Consider the following 18,677-nt stretch of genomic DNA (forward strand, 5'->3'; position numbering starts at 1 on the left):
AGTACAAAAATAATTTTAGCAGGTGTAGCCCTTTTTTTATATTCTAATTTAACCTATTTTTTACTTTGGCCAGGGTCGCCAGGGTCTACTATAGGAAATTCCAAATCATTAACTGTAACTAAAATATAACTAAATATTAATAACATAAAATTACGTAGCTTTATTTTGTCTAGAATGTCGTCTTAACACTTTTGTAACCAATTTCGAAAAAACTCTTTTTTACTAGTTTCCTGTTTTTTATATTTGTAACTTTTATGTTAACAGATTAAAATTAGACAAATTTTTAGGAGATGTTTCCGAAGATGAAATTAAATAAAAGCTCATAAATTCTAGATTTAACTTACCGTTTACTTCTGCTCAATGGTTTTGTTACTTTTTCTTGTTATATTTATTTAAGAGGATAGTTATAGGTTTAGAATCTACCTATGAGGAATGAAAACTTCTTCCCAGGTATACAATTTATTAAAGATTTTTTTAAGTTTAGAATCTACCTATGAGGAATGAAAACACAATAGCGCCTTCTCTGATATCGTCTGTTGTTAAGATTACTGTTTAGAATCTACCTATGAGGAATGAAAACAAATAACTCCCCGTCCGTATTCCTCCAAAAAATCAAGTTTAGAATCTACCTATGAGGAATGAAAACAACCGAGTAATAAGAACTTTGGTTTAGAGTCATCGTAAATAGGGTTTAGAATCTACCTATGAGGAATGAAAACTTGGTTCTTCGATATACTTTATATCCAGAAGAGATAAATTAGTGTTTAGAATCTACCTATGAGGAATGAAAACTGAATCGAATGTCTTTAAACCCATAAACTCTAAAATTTCTGTTTAGAATCTACCTATGAGGAATGAAAACTATAAGATTTAATTAAATCGACTAAAAAAAATTTGAGTTTAGAATCTACCTATGAGGAATGAAAACTTATGTTTCCTTCTTGTAATTCTTTCATTGCAAAATCATACAGGTTTAGAATCTACCTATGAGGAATGAAAACTTTGTATTTCATTTTTTGTCGGCCACACCTTATAACACCACGTTTAGAATCTACCTATGAGGAATGAAAAGTGCATTGTCCAAATTTTTCAAACTATTCTTACTTTTTTCTTTTAAAATATAGTTATGAAAATTTATGGATTGATTATCATAGAAAAGTTTCATTAAAAATTTCTAATAAAATAAATGCTCCATTCTTTCTGACAAGAATGGAGCATTCTTTTTATTTTTTAAAATCAATTTATAATTAAACAGCTATAAACTTTCTACACTTTCAATTGGATAATCAATTTCAGATAATTTTGCTTTTACATTTTCTAGGTTTTCGGTTTCAATTTCAACAGTTTTACTTTCTAATTTAACTTCAAACTTTTTTTCACCTAGCTCTTCTAATGCTTTAGTTATTCTCATAACACAATGTTTACAAGACATATCTGGTACTTTCAAAATAAATTTACCCATAAAAATCACTCCTTTTTTAAAATCTCCCTTTCATGATTAATTCTTTTTTTCTTTTGTATTCTTCTTCTGTTATTTCACCTTTTGCAAGTTTTTCATTTAAAATTTTTAAAGCAGAATCTTCAAATTCACCTTTAAATGATGGTTTAAAAGATCTAAATATAAAATATAGTATTACTGCTAAAAGAATCAGTCCAAAGAGCATCATAACAAAACCTCCTCCCGGATAAAATCTCCAAAATGGGTTCCATAAGTAGCACATTCAAATCACCTCCTAAATACAACAAGACTTCTTACTTGAAAATACTTTTGCGTATCTTTTTTCATTAATCTTTGAAGAATTCAAAATTACTGTAATAGAACTAAATGCCATAGCAGCTTCTGCAATTGCTGGATGAAGAAGCCCAAGCATTGCCATTGGAATAGCAATAATATTGTAGAAAAATGCCCAGAAAAGATTTTGTTTTATAACTTTAAAAGTCAAGTTCGATATATAAATTGCATCAACTATCTTTGAAATCCCTTCTTTAGTTATAATAATATCCGCATTATCTATTGCAAGATCCGTCCCACTACCTATAGCAATTCCTACATCTGCACCTTTTAAAGCCGCTGCATCGTTCATTCCATCTCCAACCATTAAAACTTTATTACCTTCTACTCGGTATTTTCTAACTATCTCAAGTTTTTCGTCAGGTTTAACTTGAGAATGAACCTTTTCAATGCCTACCTTTTCTGCTACTATTTTTGCAGTCTTTTCATTATCACCTGTTACCATTACTGGAATTACATTCATGCTCTTTAAATTTTCAATTGCAATTTTTGAGTCCTGCCTTATTGGATCCTCTATTGCAATGTAACCAACAATTTCTAAATCTTGTCTTACTTCAACCACAGTATACCCTTCTTTTAAAAGAGTTTCGTACCTTGAATAATCTTCAGGCTTTCCAACAAAGTATTCTTTTCCATCATACTTTGCAATAACTCCTTTTCCACTTATTTCTTTTATTTCATTGATTTCTACATATTTATCAGAAATTTTTGATATCGCTTTTGCAAGCGGATGATTAGAATTTTTTTCAATTGATGCAACTATTTTTTTAACATCTTCCTCTAAATTTGTATCAACAACAGCAGGGTTACCTTGAGTAATAGTTCCAGTTTTATCCATTAATACAACTTTTACATCTTTCATCGTCTGTATTGCCTCGGCATTTCTTATCAAAAGACCTTTTTTAGCTGCAAGTGAAGTTCCTGTAATTAAAGCCATAGGTGTTGCAAGGCCAAGGGCACAAGGGCAGGCTATTACAACCGTTGCAACAAATGCAAATATAGCAAATGAAAGAGGATCATTAGTACTCAATATCCAAGGAAGTAGCTTTCTAGCACTTTCAACTAACGGATAAAATTTATCAAACCCAAAATACCAGAAAATACCACTTAAAACAGCAAGAGTAATAATTGTAGGGACAAACCAATTTGTGATTCTATCTGCCAGTGCTTGAATAGGAACTTTAGCACCTTGTGCTTCTTGAATTAGCTGGATCATTTTTGAAAGGAATGTATCTTCGCCCGTCTTTGTTACTTTAATCTTTAAAATTCCAGTCAAATTGAGAGCACCACCAACTACTTCATCATTTTCCTTTTTCTCAACTGGCATTGATTCACCAGTCACCACTGACTCATCAACACCTGAAGAACCTTCAATAACTATGCCATCGACTGGTATTCTCTCTCCAGGTTTTACAATAACTACCATGTTTTCTTTTACCGCCTCAATTGGTAAAAATAATTCTTTACCATCTAAAACAACCCTTGCTTCTTTAGCTTGAAGACTAAGCAATTTTTTTATTTCTTTGGTTGCTCTGTCTCTAAGATAAGATTCAATAAACCTTCCTAAAAGATGGAAAGAAATAATCATTGTTCCAATTGCACCAAAAGAAGCAATTTCAAAGCCAAAAAGTGCTAAAACTGAAGTAAGCCAAGAGGTTAATGCTCCAAAAAATATTAATGTATCCATATTAGTATGCTTATGGGTAAGTGCAATCCATGCACCTTTAATAGTATTTTTCCCTGCAACAAATGTTACAAATCCGCCACCAATTACTTCAAGCAATACAAAATAAGGAACCTTTACAAAGAACATATTAATTATCATTAAGATTGATATAGGGATAGTAACAGCTAAAGCCATTATTAAATTTTTCTTTATCTGTCTAAATCTTTTTTCTTCAATTTGTTGAGGTTTTTCAGTTGATACCCCATATCCTACACTCTCAACCAACTTCTTTACTTTTTCAAGATCAATATTTTCATCACCAACAACAAATGCTGTATTTGTTGCCAAATTAACTGATGCAAATTTTATATTTCCATCTTTTGAAAGAGCTTTTTCAACTGTTCGCGCACAATTTGCGCAGGTCATACCAGTAACTGAAAAAGTTATCTTTTTTTCAGACATTAAATCACCACCTTACACAATTTTATTTAGATAAGATATAACATCCTCCAATTCCCTTATTTTTTCCTCAATTTCCTGAGGATCATCTGAAAAAGCTGCACTTTTTACACAAGTTTCAAGATGTGAATTTAAAACTTGAACATTCGCTTTCTTTAAAAGCGAAATAGATGCAAGAATTTGTTTTGAAATATCAATACAATACCTGTTTTCTTCAATCATCTTTATTACCGCATCAATTTGCCCTCTTGCATTTTTTAACGTTCTTAGCGCATCTTTGTGTTTCATACTATACCCTCCCCCGGTAGGTATGGTTCAATTTGATTATAACACATTAAATTCAATAGCGCAAATAAAAAGTGCCCTGAAATTTCCTTTCAGGGCACTTAAAAATGGAAGAAAATTAAATATTAAACGTATGCTCCTAAAAATTGGCTCTTGTAAAGTTCTGCATAAAATCCATTTTTCTTCATCAATTCATCATGTGTTCCTTTTTCAATTATCTGACCTTCATTCATTACCAATATAATATCTGCATCTCTAATTGTTGAAAGTCTGTGTGCAATTACAAAATTCGTTCTACTGTGCATTAATCTTTTCATAGCTTTCTGAATTAATTTTTCAGTTAAAGTATCAACATTACTTGTTGCCTCATCTAAAATCAGTATCTCTGGATCAGCAATAAAAGCTCTTGCTATAGTAATCAATTGTTTTTCACCTTGAGAAATATTATTTGCATCTTCATTTATAACTGCATCATATCCACCAGGCAATGCCATAATAAAGTGGTGGGCATGTGCAAGTTTTGCAGCATTAATTATTTCCTCTTCAGTAGCTCCTTCCTTTCCATAGGCAATGTTTTCCCGTATTGTTCCATTAAACAGCCATGTGTCCTGAAGCACCATACCAAATGTCCTTCTAAGGTTATCTCTTTTTATCTTTCTAATATCAATCCCATCAATTGTGATCCTTCCACCTTGAATTTCATAAAATCTCATCAACAAATTTACAAGAGTTGTTTTACCCGCACCTGTAGGTCCAACTATTGCCACAGTCTGACCACTTTTAACATCGATATTTAGATCTTCAATAAGTTTTTTATCTTCTCTATAGCTAAAATATACATGCTTAAATTTTACGTTTCCGTCAACTTTTCCAAGTTCAATTGCATCCTCTGGATCAGGAAGTTCCTCTTCTTCATCTAGTATTTCAAAAACTCTTTCTGCTGCTGCAAGTGTAGATTGAATCATATTCATTATATTTGCAACCTGTGAAATCGGTCGATTAAATTGTTGTGCATACTGAATAAATGCTTGAACATCACCAAGTTGTATTGCCTTTTTGGTTACCATTATTCCTCCGACAACCGAAACAATTACATAGCCTAAATTTCCAACAAATCTCATAACAGGCATTGTAATACCAGAGACAAATTGTGCCTTCCATGCAACGTCATATAACTTTTCATTGTACTCTTCAAACTTTTTAATACTCTCCTCTTCTTTGTTGTATGCTTTAATAACAACAAGCCCACTAAACATTTCTTCAACATGACCATTTACATTTCCAAGATAAACTTGTTGACTTTTAAAGTATTTCTGAGATTTTTTCACAATAAAGACTATAAATCCAACACTAATAGGTAAAGTAACCACTGTAACAAGTGTAAGTAAAGGACTTATAGTAAGCATCATAATAATTACACCAACGATAGTAACAATTGAAGTTATAAGTTGAGTTAAACTCTGATTTAAAGTATTACTAATTAAATCAACATCGTTTGTTACTCTACTTAAAATCTCCCCATGGGTTCTTGAATCGTAAAATTTTAATGGAAGTTTTGAAAGTTTTTCCATAACATCTGTTCTAAGCTTTTTAACTACTTTTTGTGACACTCCAGCCATCACATACTGCTGAATATACATAAATAATGCAAAAAGGCCATATAATATTCCAACATTAATTAATATTTTTAGTATTCCATCAAGATCAATCTTTGCTTTAGGAAATATCCTTTTTGCCATGTATCCTTGAAATAGCTTTGTAGTGGCTTTTCCAAGAACTTTTGGAGCAATAATACTGAATATAGTACCAGCAATCGCCATTGCTAAAACAATAATTATTGGTACCATGTAAGGTTTTAAATAAACCATTAATCTTTTCAACGCCTTTTTAAAATCTTTTGGTTTTTCCACAGCTGCCCTGATTGGACCGCCTGGTCCTCCTCTATGTCCTCTTGCAGGTCTCTGAATTTTTTCACTCATGCTATCTCCTCCTCTGAAAGCTGAGAAGAAACTATTTCTCTATACACTTCACATGATTTCATTAACCTCTTATGCGTTCCTATTCCAACAACTTTTCCTTTATCAAGCACAATTATTTTATCAGCGTTCATAACAGTTGCTACTCTCAAAGATACAATTATTTTAGTTGCATCTTTTAACTTTTCTCTAAGTTCTCTTCTAAGCTTTGCATCTGTTTTAAAATCAAGTGCTGAAAAACTATCGTCAAATATATAAATTTTTCTCTTACCAATAATCCCACGAGCAATTGCAAGTCTTTGCTTTTGCCCTCCAGAAAGATTTGTTCCTCCCTGAGAAACTTGAGTTTTAATACCTTCAGGAAGCTTTGATACAAATTCCCAAGCCTGTGCGGTCTTTAAAGCCTCAACTATTTCTTCTTCAGTTGCATCTTCTTTTCCAATCCTTACATTTTCCTCTATAGTACCTGAAAATATCACAGGCCTTGAAGGGGTAAATGAAATCATATTACGTAAATCTTTTTGAGATAGCTCTTTTATATTCACACCATCAATTAAAATTTCACCACTTGTTACATCATAAAATCTCATTAAAAGCTTTACCAACGTACTTTTTCCAGAACCTGAACTACCAATAATTCCTACAACCTCTCCGGGATTAATCTCAAAATTAGCATTTTCGATCGCAGGTTCTTTACCACCTTCATAATAAAAAGTGACATTTTTAAATTCTACTTTTCCCATACCTTCTAGTTTCTTAGGAGTTTCTATATCTTTTATCCTTTCTTTTTCAGTTAAAACTTGGGCTACCCTTTCAGCAGATGCAGACGCCCTTGGCAAGAATATAAACACAACGGAAATCATTATAAATGAAAACATAATCTGCATTATATATTGCATTACAGCCATCATAGTTCCAACTTCAAGTGTTCCTTTATCTATCTGAATTGCCCCAATCCAAATCAAAAAAATAACAGTAAAATTCATTATTAAAAGAATTAATGGAAAAACCAATGCGAAAATTCTATTTACCTTCAACGCTGTACTTGTTAAGTCTTCATTTGCTACCTCAAATCTCTTTTTTTCATATTCTGTTTTTGCAAATGCTCTTATAACCCTAACACCAGTTAAATTTTCTCTCAAAACTCTGTTTAAATTATCTAATTTTTTTTGCATTGATTTAAAAAGTGGCATGCTGTATTTTACTATAAAATACATGACAACAAACATAATGGGTAAAGATACCAATAAAACCATAGTCAATTTGGGACTTTTTGAAATAGCCATTACTGTTCCACCAATGGCCATAACAGGAGCCAATACAACCATACGAAGCATCATAAATATAACATTTTGAATCTGTGTAATATCATTTGTGTTTCTGTTAATAAGGGTTGCAACTCCATATTTATCAACTTCATTCAACGAAAAATTCATAACTTTTTTGTAGACATGACTTCTTAAATCTCTACCAAAACCCATAGCAACCTTTGCAGCAAAGTAAGCTGAAATAATTGCTGCAGTAATGTTTAAAAGAGTTACAAATAGCATTTTCCAACCAACACTTAAAATATAATCTACATTACCACGACTTACACCTTTGTTAACAATATCACCCATTAAATCTGGCAAATAAAGATTTAAAACGGCCTGAATAATGACAAAAGTAATTGCTAAAATTATCAAAAACGTATACTTTTTAAGATACTTAAAAACACTTTTCATCTTTCATCGCCTCCAAATTCAAAAGTATCTTTTTCAATAATCTTTCCAAAACTTCAATTTCCTCATTTGTAAAATTTTCAAAACTTTGTCTTTCAAATTCCTTCAATCTTTTAAAAATTTTCTCAACTATTTTCAACGCTTTTTCTGTTAAATAAACATGGTAAAATCTTCTATCACATTCATCTTGTATTCTTTTTACAAATCCAGCTTTTTCCATCCTTCTAAGCATAATTGCAACTGTAGAAGTAGAAAGCATAACTTTTTTTGCTAAATCTTTTTGTGAAATTCCTGGATTTTTTTTAACAATAAATAATATTGGAATTTGACCTGGATGAATCTTGTATTTATCCATCTCACTTTTCAAAATTTGAAATTTTAATCTTTCTATATCAGAAAAAAGTAAAAAGGTAGAAGAAAATTCAAAATTATTCACCACTTTCCACCTCCGATAGTTTTACATAAAACTATTTTATATCAAACTATTTATTTTGTCAATAAAAAAAGTGCCGGATTGTACCGGCACTAAAATCTAATAGCTTAAAAACTTATCTTGAAATAGGCTTTAAAGAATCTCTATATATGGAAGCAATTGTCTTTTCATCTGCTTTTATAGGTGCCATGCTTAGTAACAAACCAAGAGAAGGAGTTTCAAGGGCAAGTTTTGTTAATTTTTCTACATCATTTTCTGTAAAGCTCATATCCTCTAATTTTTCAGTTACGCCCAAATTAAACAACCATTTTTCAATGCCAGCAGCTATTTTTTCTGCTTCTCCGGGAACACCCTTTAGTCCAGGAACAATTGGTTCATATATATCTGCTAAAACTTCTGGTTTTGCAATATATATATGTTTAACAACTGCTGGAAGAAGCATTGCAAGGCCAAGCCCATGTGCTAAATCAGGTTTTACTGCGCTCAATGGATGCTCAAGCGCATGTGTAAAGTGCAACATTCCGTTATCAAATGATATGCCTGCTATTGCTGATGCATATAAAAGGTAATATCTTGCTGATAGATCATCTGGATGTGCAACTGCTTGAGGAAGATACCTAGAAATTAGTCTTATTGTTTCTTTTGCAAGTAAAATTGAGTATGGGCTTGCTACCAAAGTTGTTGCTGCCTCTGTAACATGGTTTACTGCATCTATTGAGGTAAATACTGTTTGACCCCTTGGTAGTGTGACCATTAATTGTGGATCATCAATTGCATAAAGTGGATAAATACAATCGTATGCAATTGCTGGTTTGTACTCTTTTTCAAGAATTGAAGCAACAGCAAATCTATCTACTTCAGTTCCTGTTCCATGTGTTGTATTTATTGCAATTATTGGTTTTGCTTTTTCTGGGGTAAACAAACCTTCATAAAGTTCTTCAGCAGTTTTTTCAGGATATTCGAGCAAAATAGCAACACTTTTTGCAGTATCAATTGGACTTCCTCCACCAATTCCAATTACTGCTTGGGAACCATTTTGTAATCCCAATTTTGCTGCCTCATTAATCTGTGCAGTCGTTGGATTCGGAGAAACACCTTCATAAATTACATATTTAAACCCTTTTGCTTTTAATTCTGGCTCAATCACATCCCAGGCACCGGTTACTTTGTATGCTATTTTATCTGTGACAAAAATCACATTATTAATACCTTGTGCTTTTAAGTTGTCAAGAATATCAGAAATCTTTTTTATAGCCCCCACACCAAAATAACATGTTGTTTTACATCTTAGCTCAAAAACATTATAAATATCCATCTTGCTTTCCCACATAATTTCACCTCCTGTGAATATTTTCACAATTATTATAACATTTAGAAAATCCTTCTAAATTAAAACCATTTGAACTTTTCGTTAATTTTTTCACAAAATGAGCACTTTTATTTGAATAATAAAAAAAATTATTTGCTAGTTTTTTGTCTATAATTAAAAAATAAACCTTTAAAGGCACGTGTATTATTTATTAATTGACATATATTGGTGGTTTTAAGATTAATGTAAAAGACAATTATAATTAATGTAAATTATATTATATATTTTTTTGATAGAATATTTTTGAACTTTAACAAAGGAGGAGGTGGATTATGAAAAAGTTTTTTACAATACTCTTACTTACTATTTTGTCTATTTCAATTATTTATGGAAAAGGTTTTAAGATCGAAAAGGTTAGTTTTGAAACATTAAGAGAAAATTATTTTTCAAATTTGAACTTTACTAGTTTTTTAAACTCTTCAAATCAATTTTTTCTATATTCTGAATCTAAAAAAACACTTTTATCTGCAAAAATCAACATACTTTCAGCTTTCAATCCTGATGAAATCTACATAGAAGAGTATTTAAAAAATATAGATTTTAATATTAATAACTTTAAAATTATTGACTTTGAGTATAATACTTTCACTTTATATTCAAACAATAAAATTATTAAAATCTCAGAATCTGGTGATGTAATTTCAGTTAATAAAATAAATATTGATCTTGGAAAATTCCCATTAATTAAGAAAATTGACGAAGATAAATATTTTATAGTAGATAAAAAATTCTATACTGTCTCTTCTACTGGAACTGTTTTAGACTCTTTTGATAGCATAAAAACTTCCGAATTTACTATAAAACCTACCAACATAGTGAACTTGGCAACATATGGTTATGACCTTTACTTTATTACAGACAAAAACAGTATTATAACTTACAATCCTTTAACAAAAATGGGAGAAATTATATTAAAAGAATTTAATAATGGAAGAATTAAAAATCTTGCAATTGAGCCATATACAAATTCTATATTTATGTCATTCACAAATAACGATCAAGATATGTCAATTGGCTACCTCGATCTTAAAGAGCAAGTCGTTAAAGTAATAGATAATGAAAAAACAAGTGATTTCTTAGGAATTTTAATTAACAAAGGCTTTTTATGTGTAATTAAGAAAGATGGATACAAAGTCTTCTCTGTTTTAGACATTGTAAAATAAAAAATTAAACTACACGAAAATATGAATATTCAACAAGTTTCTTTGATGCTCTCTTTGAAATTTAGCTTTTCATATATCGATTCATAAAGAAATATATTGAAAAAATAGGAAAATATTTCAACTTATACTCTTAACTTTAGAAGATATCTTAAATATTTACCAAAAACCTAAATTGGAAGAATTTGAAGATTATACATTCATAGTATTAAAAGATTTAAAGTTTGAAAAAATAATTAAATAATTAAATACAAAAGAGCTGGAAATAACCTCCAGCTCTTTTTAAAAAACAAAATCAAAATTTTTGAAGAATATTTAAAGTTCATTTACTAGACAACTTTTTCAACCTTTCTGGGTTCATATAATTTAAACAGCAACCGCTTCCAAACATTTTTACTTCCTGATCCTTTTCTATTTCAACTATTTTGTCATAAATGCCACATTTGTTATCCTCAGTTAAATATTCACATTGATTTTTTTCCTCATTCCATTTTCCATAATAGCAAGGAGTTATCTTACAACAGTAACCACATTGAACACATTCTGGACAGCTATTTTCATTTCTTAATTTTTCTACCATCTCATCTAAACTTTCAAATTCTTCATCGAAATCCTCAAAAAACATTTTTACTCTCCTTCCAATTCATTTAACCTTTCTTCAACAAATTTTACGATTTCTCCAATGTGCTTTTCAGAAAAATCAAGCTTTATTCCAGCTATCTCATACACTTTATCAATCGGCATCTTGTAACCAACCTTTAAGAAGTTATGATAATCTTCAATCGCCTTTTCAGGATTTTCAATGTAGTTTTTATAAATAGATAACGCACCAAGTTGAGCAATACCATATTCTATGTAATAGAATGGAACTTCAAAAATGTGAAGTTGGAACATCCACCTATTTTTCTTTTCAAAATCAAGTCCACTCCAATCAATTCCTTTATTGAACCTATCCATCAATTTGCCAAAATACTCTTCCCTTTCTTTTGCTGTGTGCTCTGGGTGTGTATAAATCCATTGTTGGAAAGCATCTACCGTCATACACCATGGTAAAAATAGAAGTGCACTTTCAAGTTCTTCTATCATTGCCTTTCTAAAATCATCTTCATCCTTATAGTATTCATTCCAATGGTGCATTGTAAGAAGCTCCATACTCATTGAGGCAAGTTCTGCAATTTCCATTCTATGTGGTCTATAGTATTCAATAGGAATCTTAACGGTTTCAAATGTATGCATTGCATGTCCTGATTCGTGAAGAAGCGTTCTAACATCGCTACTTTGTCCTGTTGCATTCATAAATATAAATGGTGCCCCTGTCTCTGGCAATGGATAATTGTATCCACCTGGAGCCTTCCCTTTTCTATTTTCAAGGTCTAAAAGTTCAGAATTTTTCATTATTTCAAGCCTTTCTCCAAAAATTCTCTTTACTTTTCCCAACACTCTAATTGCTTTATCTACAAACTCGTCGATTGTATTATATGGTTTTAATACCTTTCCATCAACATCAACACTTGTATCCCATGGTCTTACACTTTCAATACCAAGCTTTTCAGCTCTTTTTTTCATCCTTTTTTCAAAAAATGGCATTACCTTCTTTTCAACTGACTCATGAAATTGCAAAACATCTTCAACCGAATATTCAAACCTTCCTTTCAGATTATGCATGTAATCTCTGTAATTTTCAAATCCAGCATTTTTTGCTTGCTTTATTCTAATCTCTTTAAGTTCGTCAAAAAGTTTATCCAATTCTTCTTTTCTTGATAAAAGACCTTCAAATCTTTTTCTCCAAGCTTCTTCTCTTGTTGTTCTGTCTGGAGATTTCAAATATGGTAATAATTGTTGCAAAGTTTTTTCTTCACCTCTAAAATTTACCACAATAGAACCGTAAATTGAACCATACTTATTGGAAAGTTTTCTTTCTTCAACTTGAAGTGGAATATTTTCCTCTCTAAATAATTCAATATTGTTAGATATAATTTTCAACATATGCTGGTATTCATTTGGTAACTTTTTAGAAAATTCTGAGTTATATATCTTTTTTTCAACTTCAATTGAATATGGTTTTAGTTTTGAGACAACATTTTGGAAATAATCGTTAAACATCTCTGAATACTCTGGTTTGTCTGCAAACCTTGTCATATTAATATATCTTCTTCCCATTTCCTCGGAGACAATATCACTTAATTCAGTAAATTTTTCTACAAGTGACACAAGATCGTTCTCACTATTAATATTCTCCGACAACAACTGCTTTATAGTTTCTAGTATCTTTTCACCATCCGTTGATGATAGATCTTTAAAGTATTTTCTAGGTTTTCTTTCAATCTTCTTGTCCGTAAATATCATCCAAATTCCCCCTTTTTAAATCTCTTGTTATCGGCTTTTTCCAATTAGAAAATTTTATAAAAAGATATGCAAGAAGTAGCGCACTTACATTACTTATTATCATAGCAAAAAACAATCCTGTAAAGCCGTACTTTGTAGAAAAAAATGCAACTAGAGGTACTCTAATTCCCCATAACCTTGTTATATCAACTATCATTGAAAGATCCGTTCTACCAGCTCCTACAAACGCATGTACAAACACTGACATAGAAGTAAAAAATGGCAAAGAAAAAGAAACATATCTAAAGAAGATATAACCAACTTCTATAACATCTTTTTCGTTTATAAAAAATTTTGTAAGCTGTCCTCCAAAAAAGAAGGTAAGAGTACTAAGAAAAAATACAATAGTAAAATTCGTCCAAAATGCTACCTTCAAAGTTTTTTCAGTACTTTTTACATCACCAGCACCTAAAAATTGTCCAACCATTGCAGTAACAGAATTTGCAATTCCAAAAGAAATCATTGTAATAAAGTTTATTATTCTATTTCCAACACCGTACGCACTTACAACAGTCGGTCCAAAACTTGAAACAAATCTCATAATAAAAACAAACCCAAGCGATGTAATACTCATACTCAAAGAACTTGGAAGTGCTATTCTAAAAACTTTTTTAATCAACTGCCAATCTGGGGTTAAATCCCTTAAATGTATCTTAAATCCTCTTTTTCCTTTAAACAAACTTTCAATAGCCATAAAGGCAGCTATAATCCTTGCAATTGTAGTTGCAAGTGCAGCTCCAACTACGCCCATTTTTGGAAAGATACCTATTCCAAAAATAAGAAGTGGATCAAGAATAATATTAATTATTGTTGAAATTAACATAAGATTCATCGTAAACTTTGAATCCCCCCAACCTCTAATAATGGAACTTACTGTATTAAAAATAAAGCCAAAAGGAAGACCTAACATTATTATATTGAAGTACTTTACCGCATAATCTACAACTTCTGCACTTTCTTTTCCAGCAACAGCCATTATTATCGGCCTTGATATAATTATTGAAAAAATTGAAAAAATTACACCTATCAGCGTAGATGTTAGTAAACTTTGACCTGCAGATTTTTGGGCAAGTTTTTTGTCTTTTGCACCAGTAAATTGTGCAACCAGTGTAACACCTGCTTGTGAAAAACCTATAGAAAGCGAAATAAACACAAAAATAATTGGCCAGACAATCGTTGGTGCAGAAAATTCTATTTTCCCAAGCTTTCCTAGAAAATAACCATCAACTGCGTTATAGAATGTTTGCATAAGGTTTGAAATTATAAGCGGCCAACTCAGTAAAAAAAGTGACGAAAATATTCCTCGATTAAATATATCTACCCTATGTTTATTCTCCAAAGCTATACCCCCTAAATAATGATTCGCATTACTAATTATATCATACTTTAAAAAATGATAAAATAAAAATAAGAAAAAATTTATTTTGAAGGCGTAATTTATGAAAAAAGCACTTTTAATATCAACATCTATTATTTTAGCATTTATTTTTATATTTTTAATATGGTCTATTAATCCACTAAAACCACTAAAAGAAGTTGAAAATTATTTAAAACCCGACAAAAACGTTGAGATTGAATATATTGGTAAAGATATATTTTTTAAAACGAAAACAAATTCTAATATTGGAATTATTTTTTATCCCGGCGGACACGTTGATTACAGAGCATATACACCACCGGGCTTTTATCTTGCAAAAAATAACATAAATTTTGTCTTACTTAAAATGCCTTTAAATCTTGCGTTTTTTAGAACTAATGGTGCAAAAAGCATAATAGATAAGTATGGAAATATCAAACGGTATGTTGCAGGCCATTCTCTTGGAGGAATTGCAGCAATAGAATTTGCAAAGAAAAATAATGTTGAGGGAGTAATTTTACTTGCCTCATATCCTTCAAAAGATATTTCAAATCTTGATCTAAAAATACTTGCTATTACAGCAAGTAAAGACGGTCTTGTTACAAGGGAAAAATTCAAATCAAAAATTAAGTTTTTCCCAAAAAATACGGTATTTTATGAAATTGACGGTGGAAATCATTCTCAATTTGGATTTTACCCACTCCAAAAAGGAAATAATAAGGCTACAATTGATAGATACAAACAACTTTCTACAATAGTAAATAAAATTCTAGAATTTATAAACGAAAATAGTTCGTTAAACTAATAATTGTGGTATAATATTTTTTAGGAGGTGATTCAAATGAATTACAGAAAAGTAGGAAAATGGGGATTAAAAATCAGTGAACTATCTCTTGGTTCTTGGCTCACTTTTGGAAATCAACTTGATATAGCTGGTGCAAAAGAAATTGTTAGAGAATCTTTTAAAAACGGTATCAACTTCTTTGATACTGCAGAAGCATATGCAAATGGAATGGCAGAATCAATGCTCGGAGAAGTTCTTAAAGAATTTAGAAGAAGCGACATTGTAGTTTCAACAAAAATATTCTGGGGTGGAAATGGTCCAAATGATAAAGGACTTTCAAGAAAACACCTTCTTGAAGGAACATGGGCTTCACTAAAGAGATTACAACTTGATTATGTTGATATCGTTTACTGTCACAGGCCAGATCCAGAAACACCAATTGAAGAAACAGTTCTTGCAATGGACTACATTGTAAGAAATGGGCTTGCACTATATTGGGGAACATCCGAATGGAGTGCAGAGCAACTAGAAGCTGCTCACAAAGCATGTAAAGAACTAAATTGTATACCACCTATAGTAGAACAACCACAATACAACATGCTCGTAAGAAAAAGAGTTGAGGAAGAATACAAACCAATATATGAAAAGTATGGTATGGGACTTACTATTTGGAGTCCTCTGGCATCAGGAATATTAACAGGAAAATATAACAATGGAATCCCAGAAAATTCAAGGCTTGCAAGATTTCCACACCTTAGAAAGCACCTTGAAGAAAATGGGCTTTTAGGTGAGAAAGTATTCAAAAAACTTCAAAAGCTACAAAAAATTGCGGATGAATTAGATGCAAAAATGTCTCAACTTGCAATTGCATGGTGTCTATTAAATGACAATGTAAGTAGTGTTATATTAGGTGTTTCAAGCAAAGAACAGCTCCATGAAAACTTAAAGGCAATAGAAATCAAGGAAAAGATCACAGAAGATTTAGAAAAACAAATCAGAGAAATTCTCGAGGAGGAATAACATGTTAAAAAAATACGCAGAAGTTGCCTTAAAAATCGGATTAAACCTACAAAAAGATCAAATACTATTCATAAAAGCCCCAATTGATGCAAGAGAGTTTGTAGAAAAAGTAGTTGAAACAGCTTTTGAAATAGGAGCATTTGATATTTACGTAAAATGGTCAGATGAAGTTATTACAAAAACTAGGCTTAAAAATGCACCAATTAACGCTTTAAAAGAATTTCCTGAATGGGAAATAAAAGCATCTGAATATCTCTTAGATAAAAAAGGTGCAGTATTAAGTATTACTGGTGGAGATCCAGATGCACTAAAAGATGTTCCACCTGAAAGAATTGGAATTTTTACAAAAACAGTAAATACGGCAAACAAAGACATAATGAGAAGAATGATGGCAAACGAAATAAGCTGGTGTGTTGTAGCATATCCTACAAGAAAATGGGCCAAAAAGGTTTTAGGAGAAGAAAACACCGAAAAATTACTAGAATATATTTTAAAAGCAAGCAGAATCGAAGGAGATCCTGTAAAAAATTGGCAAGAACATATAGACAATCTTAAGAGAATAACCAAATTTTTAAACGAAAAGCAATTTGACTATCTAAAATATGAAGGCCCTGGTACTGACCTAACCGTTGGGCTTCCAGAAAATCATATATGGCTTTCTGCAACTCAAGAAAACATGAGTGGTATCACATTCGTTCCAAATATTCCAACTGAAGAAATCTTTACTGCACCACACAAAGATAAAATCAATGGTGTGGTAACAAACAGTCTGCCCCTTGTATATGGTGGAAATGTAATAGATAAATTCACACTCGAATTTAAAGACGGTAAAATAGTAAATTACAAAGCAGAAGTAGGAGAAAAAATTTTAGAAACAATACTTAATACAGACGAAGGAGCAAGAAGGTTAGGAGAAGTTGCTCTAGTTCCTGTAAATTCACCAATTTATCAAATGAAAACCATATTCTACAACACACTATTTGATGAAAATGCAGCATCTCACTTTGCATTTGGAAGGGCATATCCAAATTGTATAAAAGGTGGTACAAAAATGAATGAAGAGCAATTAAGACAAAATGGTCTAAACACAAGTCTTACACACGTAGACTTTATGGTTGGAAATGAAAATATGAATGTATATGGAATAAAAGCAGGTGAAAAAATAACACTTATGAAAAATGGAAAATGGGTAATATAGGCAGTAAAGGCCTCATCATATGTTTGATGAGGCCTTTTTTCTTTTAATAATGTTAGATAAAACTACAAAAGATATCGAAAAGATAACCCAGATTAATGGTATTAAAAAATGGTTTTCATAGACAGAGTATCCGAAAGATTTTCTTATTCCATCAACAAGGTAAGTAGAAGGAATAATTTTTGATAAAGTTCCTATTATTCCTGCATTTCTTACATCAAAATAAAATCCTCCTGCAAACATAAACACTTGAAATAAAATATTTCCAAGTACTATAATCGTCTCCGGATTTTCTATTAAACTTGCTAACATATAACCTAACGCCAAAAATACTACACTTCCAAATAATAGATAAATTGATACATTAAACACATCAGGTTTTACTCCATACACTAAAAAATCAAATAAAGTAAATATTATATTTGCAAAAATAATTTGTAGAAACGAAACAATAGCATATACAAAATAAAACTTTCCAAGACTATACGGTGTACATTTTATTCTTTTCAAAAGTCCTCGCCTTTTGTAAAAAGAAATCTGTGAAGTAAAGCCAAAGAAGGTTACCGACATAATATTCATTACCAAAATTGAAGCATATAAAAATTGAGAATAAGATACACTTTTTTTCCTCTCAATTACCTTTAATTTAACCTCTTTTTCTGAATTTAGTGCATTCAAAGAAGAAAATATATTCACCAAAATATCTTTAACAACCTTTGAATATTCTTTATCTGTATAATAAATTTCAACATTTACAGGTTTAGACAACTTTGTTTTCGACAAGATCAAAGCTCTTTGAAGCTTTAGATCAAAATTATCTTCAAAGACTACTACTGCATCAAGATTTTTCTCAACAATTTCTTCAACTTTTTTAACTTTTAAAACTTCAAAGTGTTCTTTTAGATTTTCTATAAATTTATTTTCTCCGATATAGCCTATCCTAAATTTTGCATTTTTTTCAATATCACCAAAAATTGATGTAAGCAGGATAGTCAAGAGTATGGGAAAGATTATTATCCAAAATGTAGCTTCTTTCGATCTTAAAAATTCTATCTTAAATAGTGTCTGAAACATA

Annotated in this window: 16 protein-coding genes and 1 CRISPR repeat array; of the genes, 4 read left to right on the top strand and 12 right to left on the bottom strand. The window is 30.8% G+C overall.

Features of this window, described 5'->3' with window-relative positions; all coding sequences use genetic code 11:
- Window positions 1-410 precede the first annotated feature (410 nt).
- Window positions 411-1,072: a CRISPR direct-repeat array (repeat unit 30 nt; unit sequence GTTTAGAATCTACCTATGAGGAATGAAAAC).
- A 183-nt stretch (window positions 1,073-1,255) separates the two neighbouring features.
- The 8 genes from EO083_RS04770 to EO083_RS04805 all read right to left on the bottom strand — a co-directional run bounded on the left by EO083_RS04770 (window position 1,256) and on the right by EO083_RS04805 (window position 9,662).
- Complete coding sequence (locus EO083_RS04770; protein ID WP_126993040.1) at window positions 1,256-1,462, bottom strand: heavy-metal-associated domain-containing protein; 207 nt, start codon at window positions 1,460-1,462, stop codon at window positions 1,256-1,258.
- Window positions 1,463-1,478: 16 nt separating this feature from the next.
- Window positions 1,479-1,667 carry an SHOCT domain-containing protein gene (locus tag EO083_RS04775; protein ID WP_241229974.1) on the bottom strand — a complete coding sequence of 63 codons (189 nt, stop codon included), beginning with the start codon at window positions 1,665-1,667 and terminating at the stop codon, window positions 1,479-1,481.
- 66 nt (window positions 1,668-1,733) lie between these two features.
- Window positions 1,734-3,920: a heavy metal translocating P-type ATPase gene (locus tag EO083_RS04780; RefSeq protein ID WP_126993042.1), complete on the bottom strand. Its 2,187-nt coding sequence runs from the start codon at window positions 3,918-3,920 to the stop codon at window positions 1,734-1,736.
- Between the two features lie 12 nt (window positions 3,921-3,932).
- Window positions 3,933-4,205, bottom strand: a complete 273-nt coding sequence (locus tag EO083_RS04785; RefSeq protein ID WP_126993043.1) for a metal-sensing transcriptional repressor — start codon at window positions 4,203-4,205, stop codon at window positions 3,933-3,935.
- Between the two features lie 122 nt (window positions 4,206-4,327).
- Entirely contained in the window at window positions 4,328-6,181 is a 1,854-nt protein-coding gene (locus EO083_RS04790) for an ABC transporter ATP-binding protein (protein ID WP_126993044.1), read from the bottom strand.
- Window positions 6,178-7,902: an ABC transporter ATP-binding protein gene (locus EO083_RS04795; protein ID WP_126993045.1), complete on the bottom strand. Its 1,725-nt coding sequence runs from the start codon at window positions 7,900-7,902 to the stop codon at window positions 6,178-6,180. Before EO083_RS04795 ends, EO083_RS04790 begins: the two co-directional genes overlap by 4 nt.
- A complete protein-coding gene (locus tag EO083_RS04800) occupies window positions 7,886-8,335 on the bottom strand; it encodes a MarR family winged helix-turn-helix transcriptional regulator (protein WP_206512273.1) in 450 nt (149 codons plus the stop codon). The genes EO083_RS04795 and EO083_RS04800 overlap by 17 nt, the downstream gene beginning before the upstream one ends.
- Window positions 8,336-8,447: 112 nt before the next feature.
- Window positions 8,448-9,662, bottom strand: coding sequence for an iron-containing alcohol dehydrogenase (locus EO083_RS04805; RefSeq protein ID WP_126993047.1), 1,215 nt, complete (start codon window positions 9,660-9,662; stop codon window positions 8,448-8,450).
- Window positions 9,663-9,973: 311 nt separating this feature from the next.
- Between EO083_RS04805 and EO083_RS09995 the strand changes: the two genes are divergently transcribed.
- Window positions 9,974-10,864, top strand: coding sequence for a hypothetical protein (locus EO083_RS09995; protein ID WP_241229975.1), 891 nt, complete (start codon window positions 9,974-9,976; stop codon window positions 10,862-10,864).
- 319 nt (window positions 10,865-11,183) lie between these two features.
- Here the strand turns inward: EO083_RS09995 and EO083_RS04815 are convergent, their stop codons facing one another.
- The 3 genes from EO083_RS04815 to EO083_RS04825 are packed head-to-tail and all read right to left on the bottom strand — an operon-like array spanning window position 11,184 to window position 14,585.
- Window positions 11,184-11,486 carry a hypothetical protein gene (locus EO083_RS04815; RefSeq protein WP_126993048.1) on the bottom strand — a complete coding sequence of 101 codons (303 nt, stop codon included), beginning with the start codon at window positions 11,484-11,486 and terminating at the stop codon, window positions 11,184-11,186.
- 2 nt (window positions 11,487-11,488) lie between these two features.
- Entirely contained in the window at window positions 11,489-13,207 is a 1,719-nt protein-coding gene (locus EO083_RS04820; RefSeq protein ID WP_126993049.1) for a M3 family oligoendopeptidase, read from the bottom strand.
- The gene (locus EO083_RS04825; protein WP_126993050.1) at window positions 13,182-14,585 is read right to left on the bottom strand and encodes an MATE family efflux transporter; all 1,404 of its coding nucleotides are present in this window, start codon (window positions 14,583-14,585) and stop codon (window positions 13,182-13,184) included. Before EO083_RS04825 ends, EO083_RS04820 begins: the two co-directional genes overlap by 26 nt.
- A gap of 100 nt (window positions 14,586-14,685) precedes the next feature.
- Between EO083_RS04825 and EO083_RS04830 the strand changes: the two genes are divergently transcribed.
- From EO083_RS04830 to EO083_RS04840, 3 genes are read left to right on the top strand one after another with little or no spacing between them, the layout of a single operon-like run.
- Window positions 14,686-15,408, top strand: a complete 723-nt coding sequence (locus tag EO083_RS04830; protein ID WP_126993051.1) for an alpha/beta hydrolase — start codon at window positions 14,686-14,688, stop codon at window positions 15,406-15,408.
- A gap of 36 nt (window positions 15,409-15,444) precedes the next feature.
- Window positions 15,445-16,407 carry a potassium channel beta subunit family protein gene (locus EO083_RS04835; protein ID WP_004104097.1) on the top strand — a complete coding sequence of 321 codons (963 nt, stop codon included), beginning with the start codon at window positions 15,445-15,447 and terminating at the stop codon, window positions 16,405-16,407.
- Between the two features lies 1 nt (window position 16,408).
- The gene (locus EO083_RS04840; RefSeq protein ID WP_126993052.1) at window positions 16,409-17,605 is read left to right on the top strand and encodes an aminopeptidase; all 1,197 of its coding nucleotides are present in this window, start codon (window positions 16,409-16,411) and stop codon (window positions 17,603-17,605) included.
- A 15-nt stretch (window positions 17,606-17,620) separates the two neighbouring features.
- Here EO083_RS04840 and EO083_RS04845 read toward each other — a convergent pair whose 3' ends face one another.
- On the bottom strand, window positions 17,621-18,676 hold the full coding sequence (locus EO083_RS04845) for an ABC transporter permease (protein ID WP_126993053.1): 1,056 nt from the start codon (window positions 18,674-18,676) through the stop codon (window positions 17,621-17,623).
- Window position 18,677: the final 1 nt, after the last annotated feature.

Source organism: Thermosipho globiformans, assembly GCF_003990895.1.
GTDB classification, from domain to species: Bacteria; Thermotogota; Thermotogae; order Thermotogales; family Fervidobacteriaceae; genus Thermosipho; species Thermosipho japonicus.

Coding starts and splice junctions, on each gene's coding strand:
- EO083_RS04790 (WP_126993044.1), bottom strand. CDS start 6,181: ATGAGTGAAAAAATTCAGAGACCTGCAAGAGGACATAGAGGAGGACCA.
- EO083_RS04805 (WP_126993047.1), bottom strand. CDS start 9,662: ATGTGGGAAAGCAAGATGGATATTTATAATGTTTTTGAGCTAAGATGT.
- EO083_RS04835 (WP_004104097.1), top strand. CDS start 15,445: ATGAATTACAGAAAAGTAGGAAAATGGGGATTAAAAATCAGTGAACTA.
- EO083_RS09995 (WP_241229975.1), top strand. CDS start 9,974: ATGAAAAAGTTTTTTACAATACTCTTACTTACTATTTTGTCTATTTCA.
- EO083_RS04775 (WP_241229974.1), bottom strand. CDS start 1,667: ATGATGCTCTTTGGACTGATTCTTTTAGCAGTAATACTATATTTTATA.
- EO083_RS04840 (WP_126993052.1), top strand. CDS start 16,409: ATGTTAAAAAAATACGCAGAAGTTGCCTTAAAAATCGGATTAAACCTA.
- EO083_RS04845 (WP_126993053.1), bottom strand. CDS start 18,676: ATGTTTCAGACACTATTTAAGATAGAATTTTTAAGATCGAAAGAAGCT.
- EO083_RS04780 (WP_126993042.1), bottom strand. CDS start 3,920: ATGTCTGAAAAAAAGATAACTTTTTCAGTTACTGGTATGACCTGCGCA.
- EO083_RS04815 (WP_126993048.1), bottom strand. CDS start 11,486: ATGTTTTTTGAGGATTTCGATGAAGAATTTGAAAGTTTAGATGAGATG.
- EO083_RS04820 (WP_126993049.1), bottom strand. CDS start 13,207: ATGATATTTACGGACAAGAAGATTGAAAGAAAACCTAGAAAATACTTT.
- EO083_RS04785 (WP_126993043.1), bottom strand. CDS start 4,205: ATGAAACACAAAGATGCGCTAAGAACGTTAAAAAATGCAAGAGGGCAA.
- EO083_RS04770 (WP_126993040.1), bottom strand. CDS start 1,462: ATGGGTAAATTTATTTTGAAAGTACCAGATATGTCTTGTAAACATTGT.
- EO083_RS04795 (WP_126993045.1), bottom strand. CDS start 7,902: ATGAAAAGTGTTTTTAAGTATCTTAAAAAGTATACGTTTTTGATAATT.
- EO083_RS04830 (WP_126993051.1), top strand. CDS start 14,686: ATGAAAAAAGCACTTTTAATATCAACATCTATTATTTTAGCATTTATT.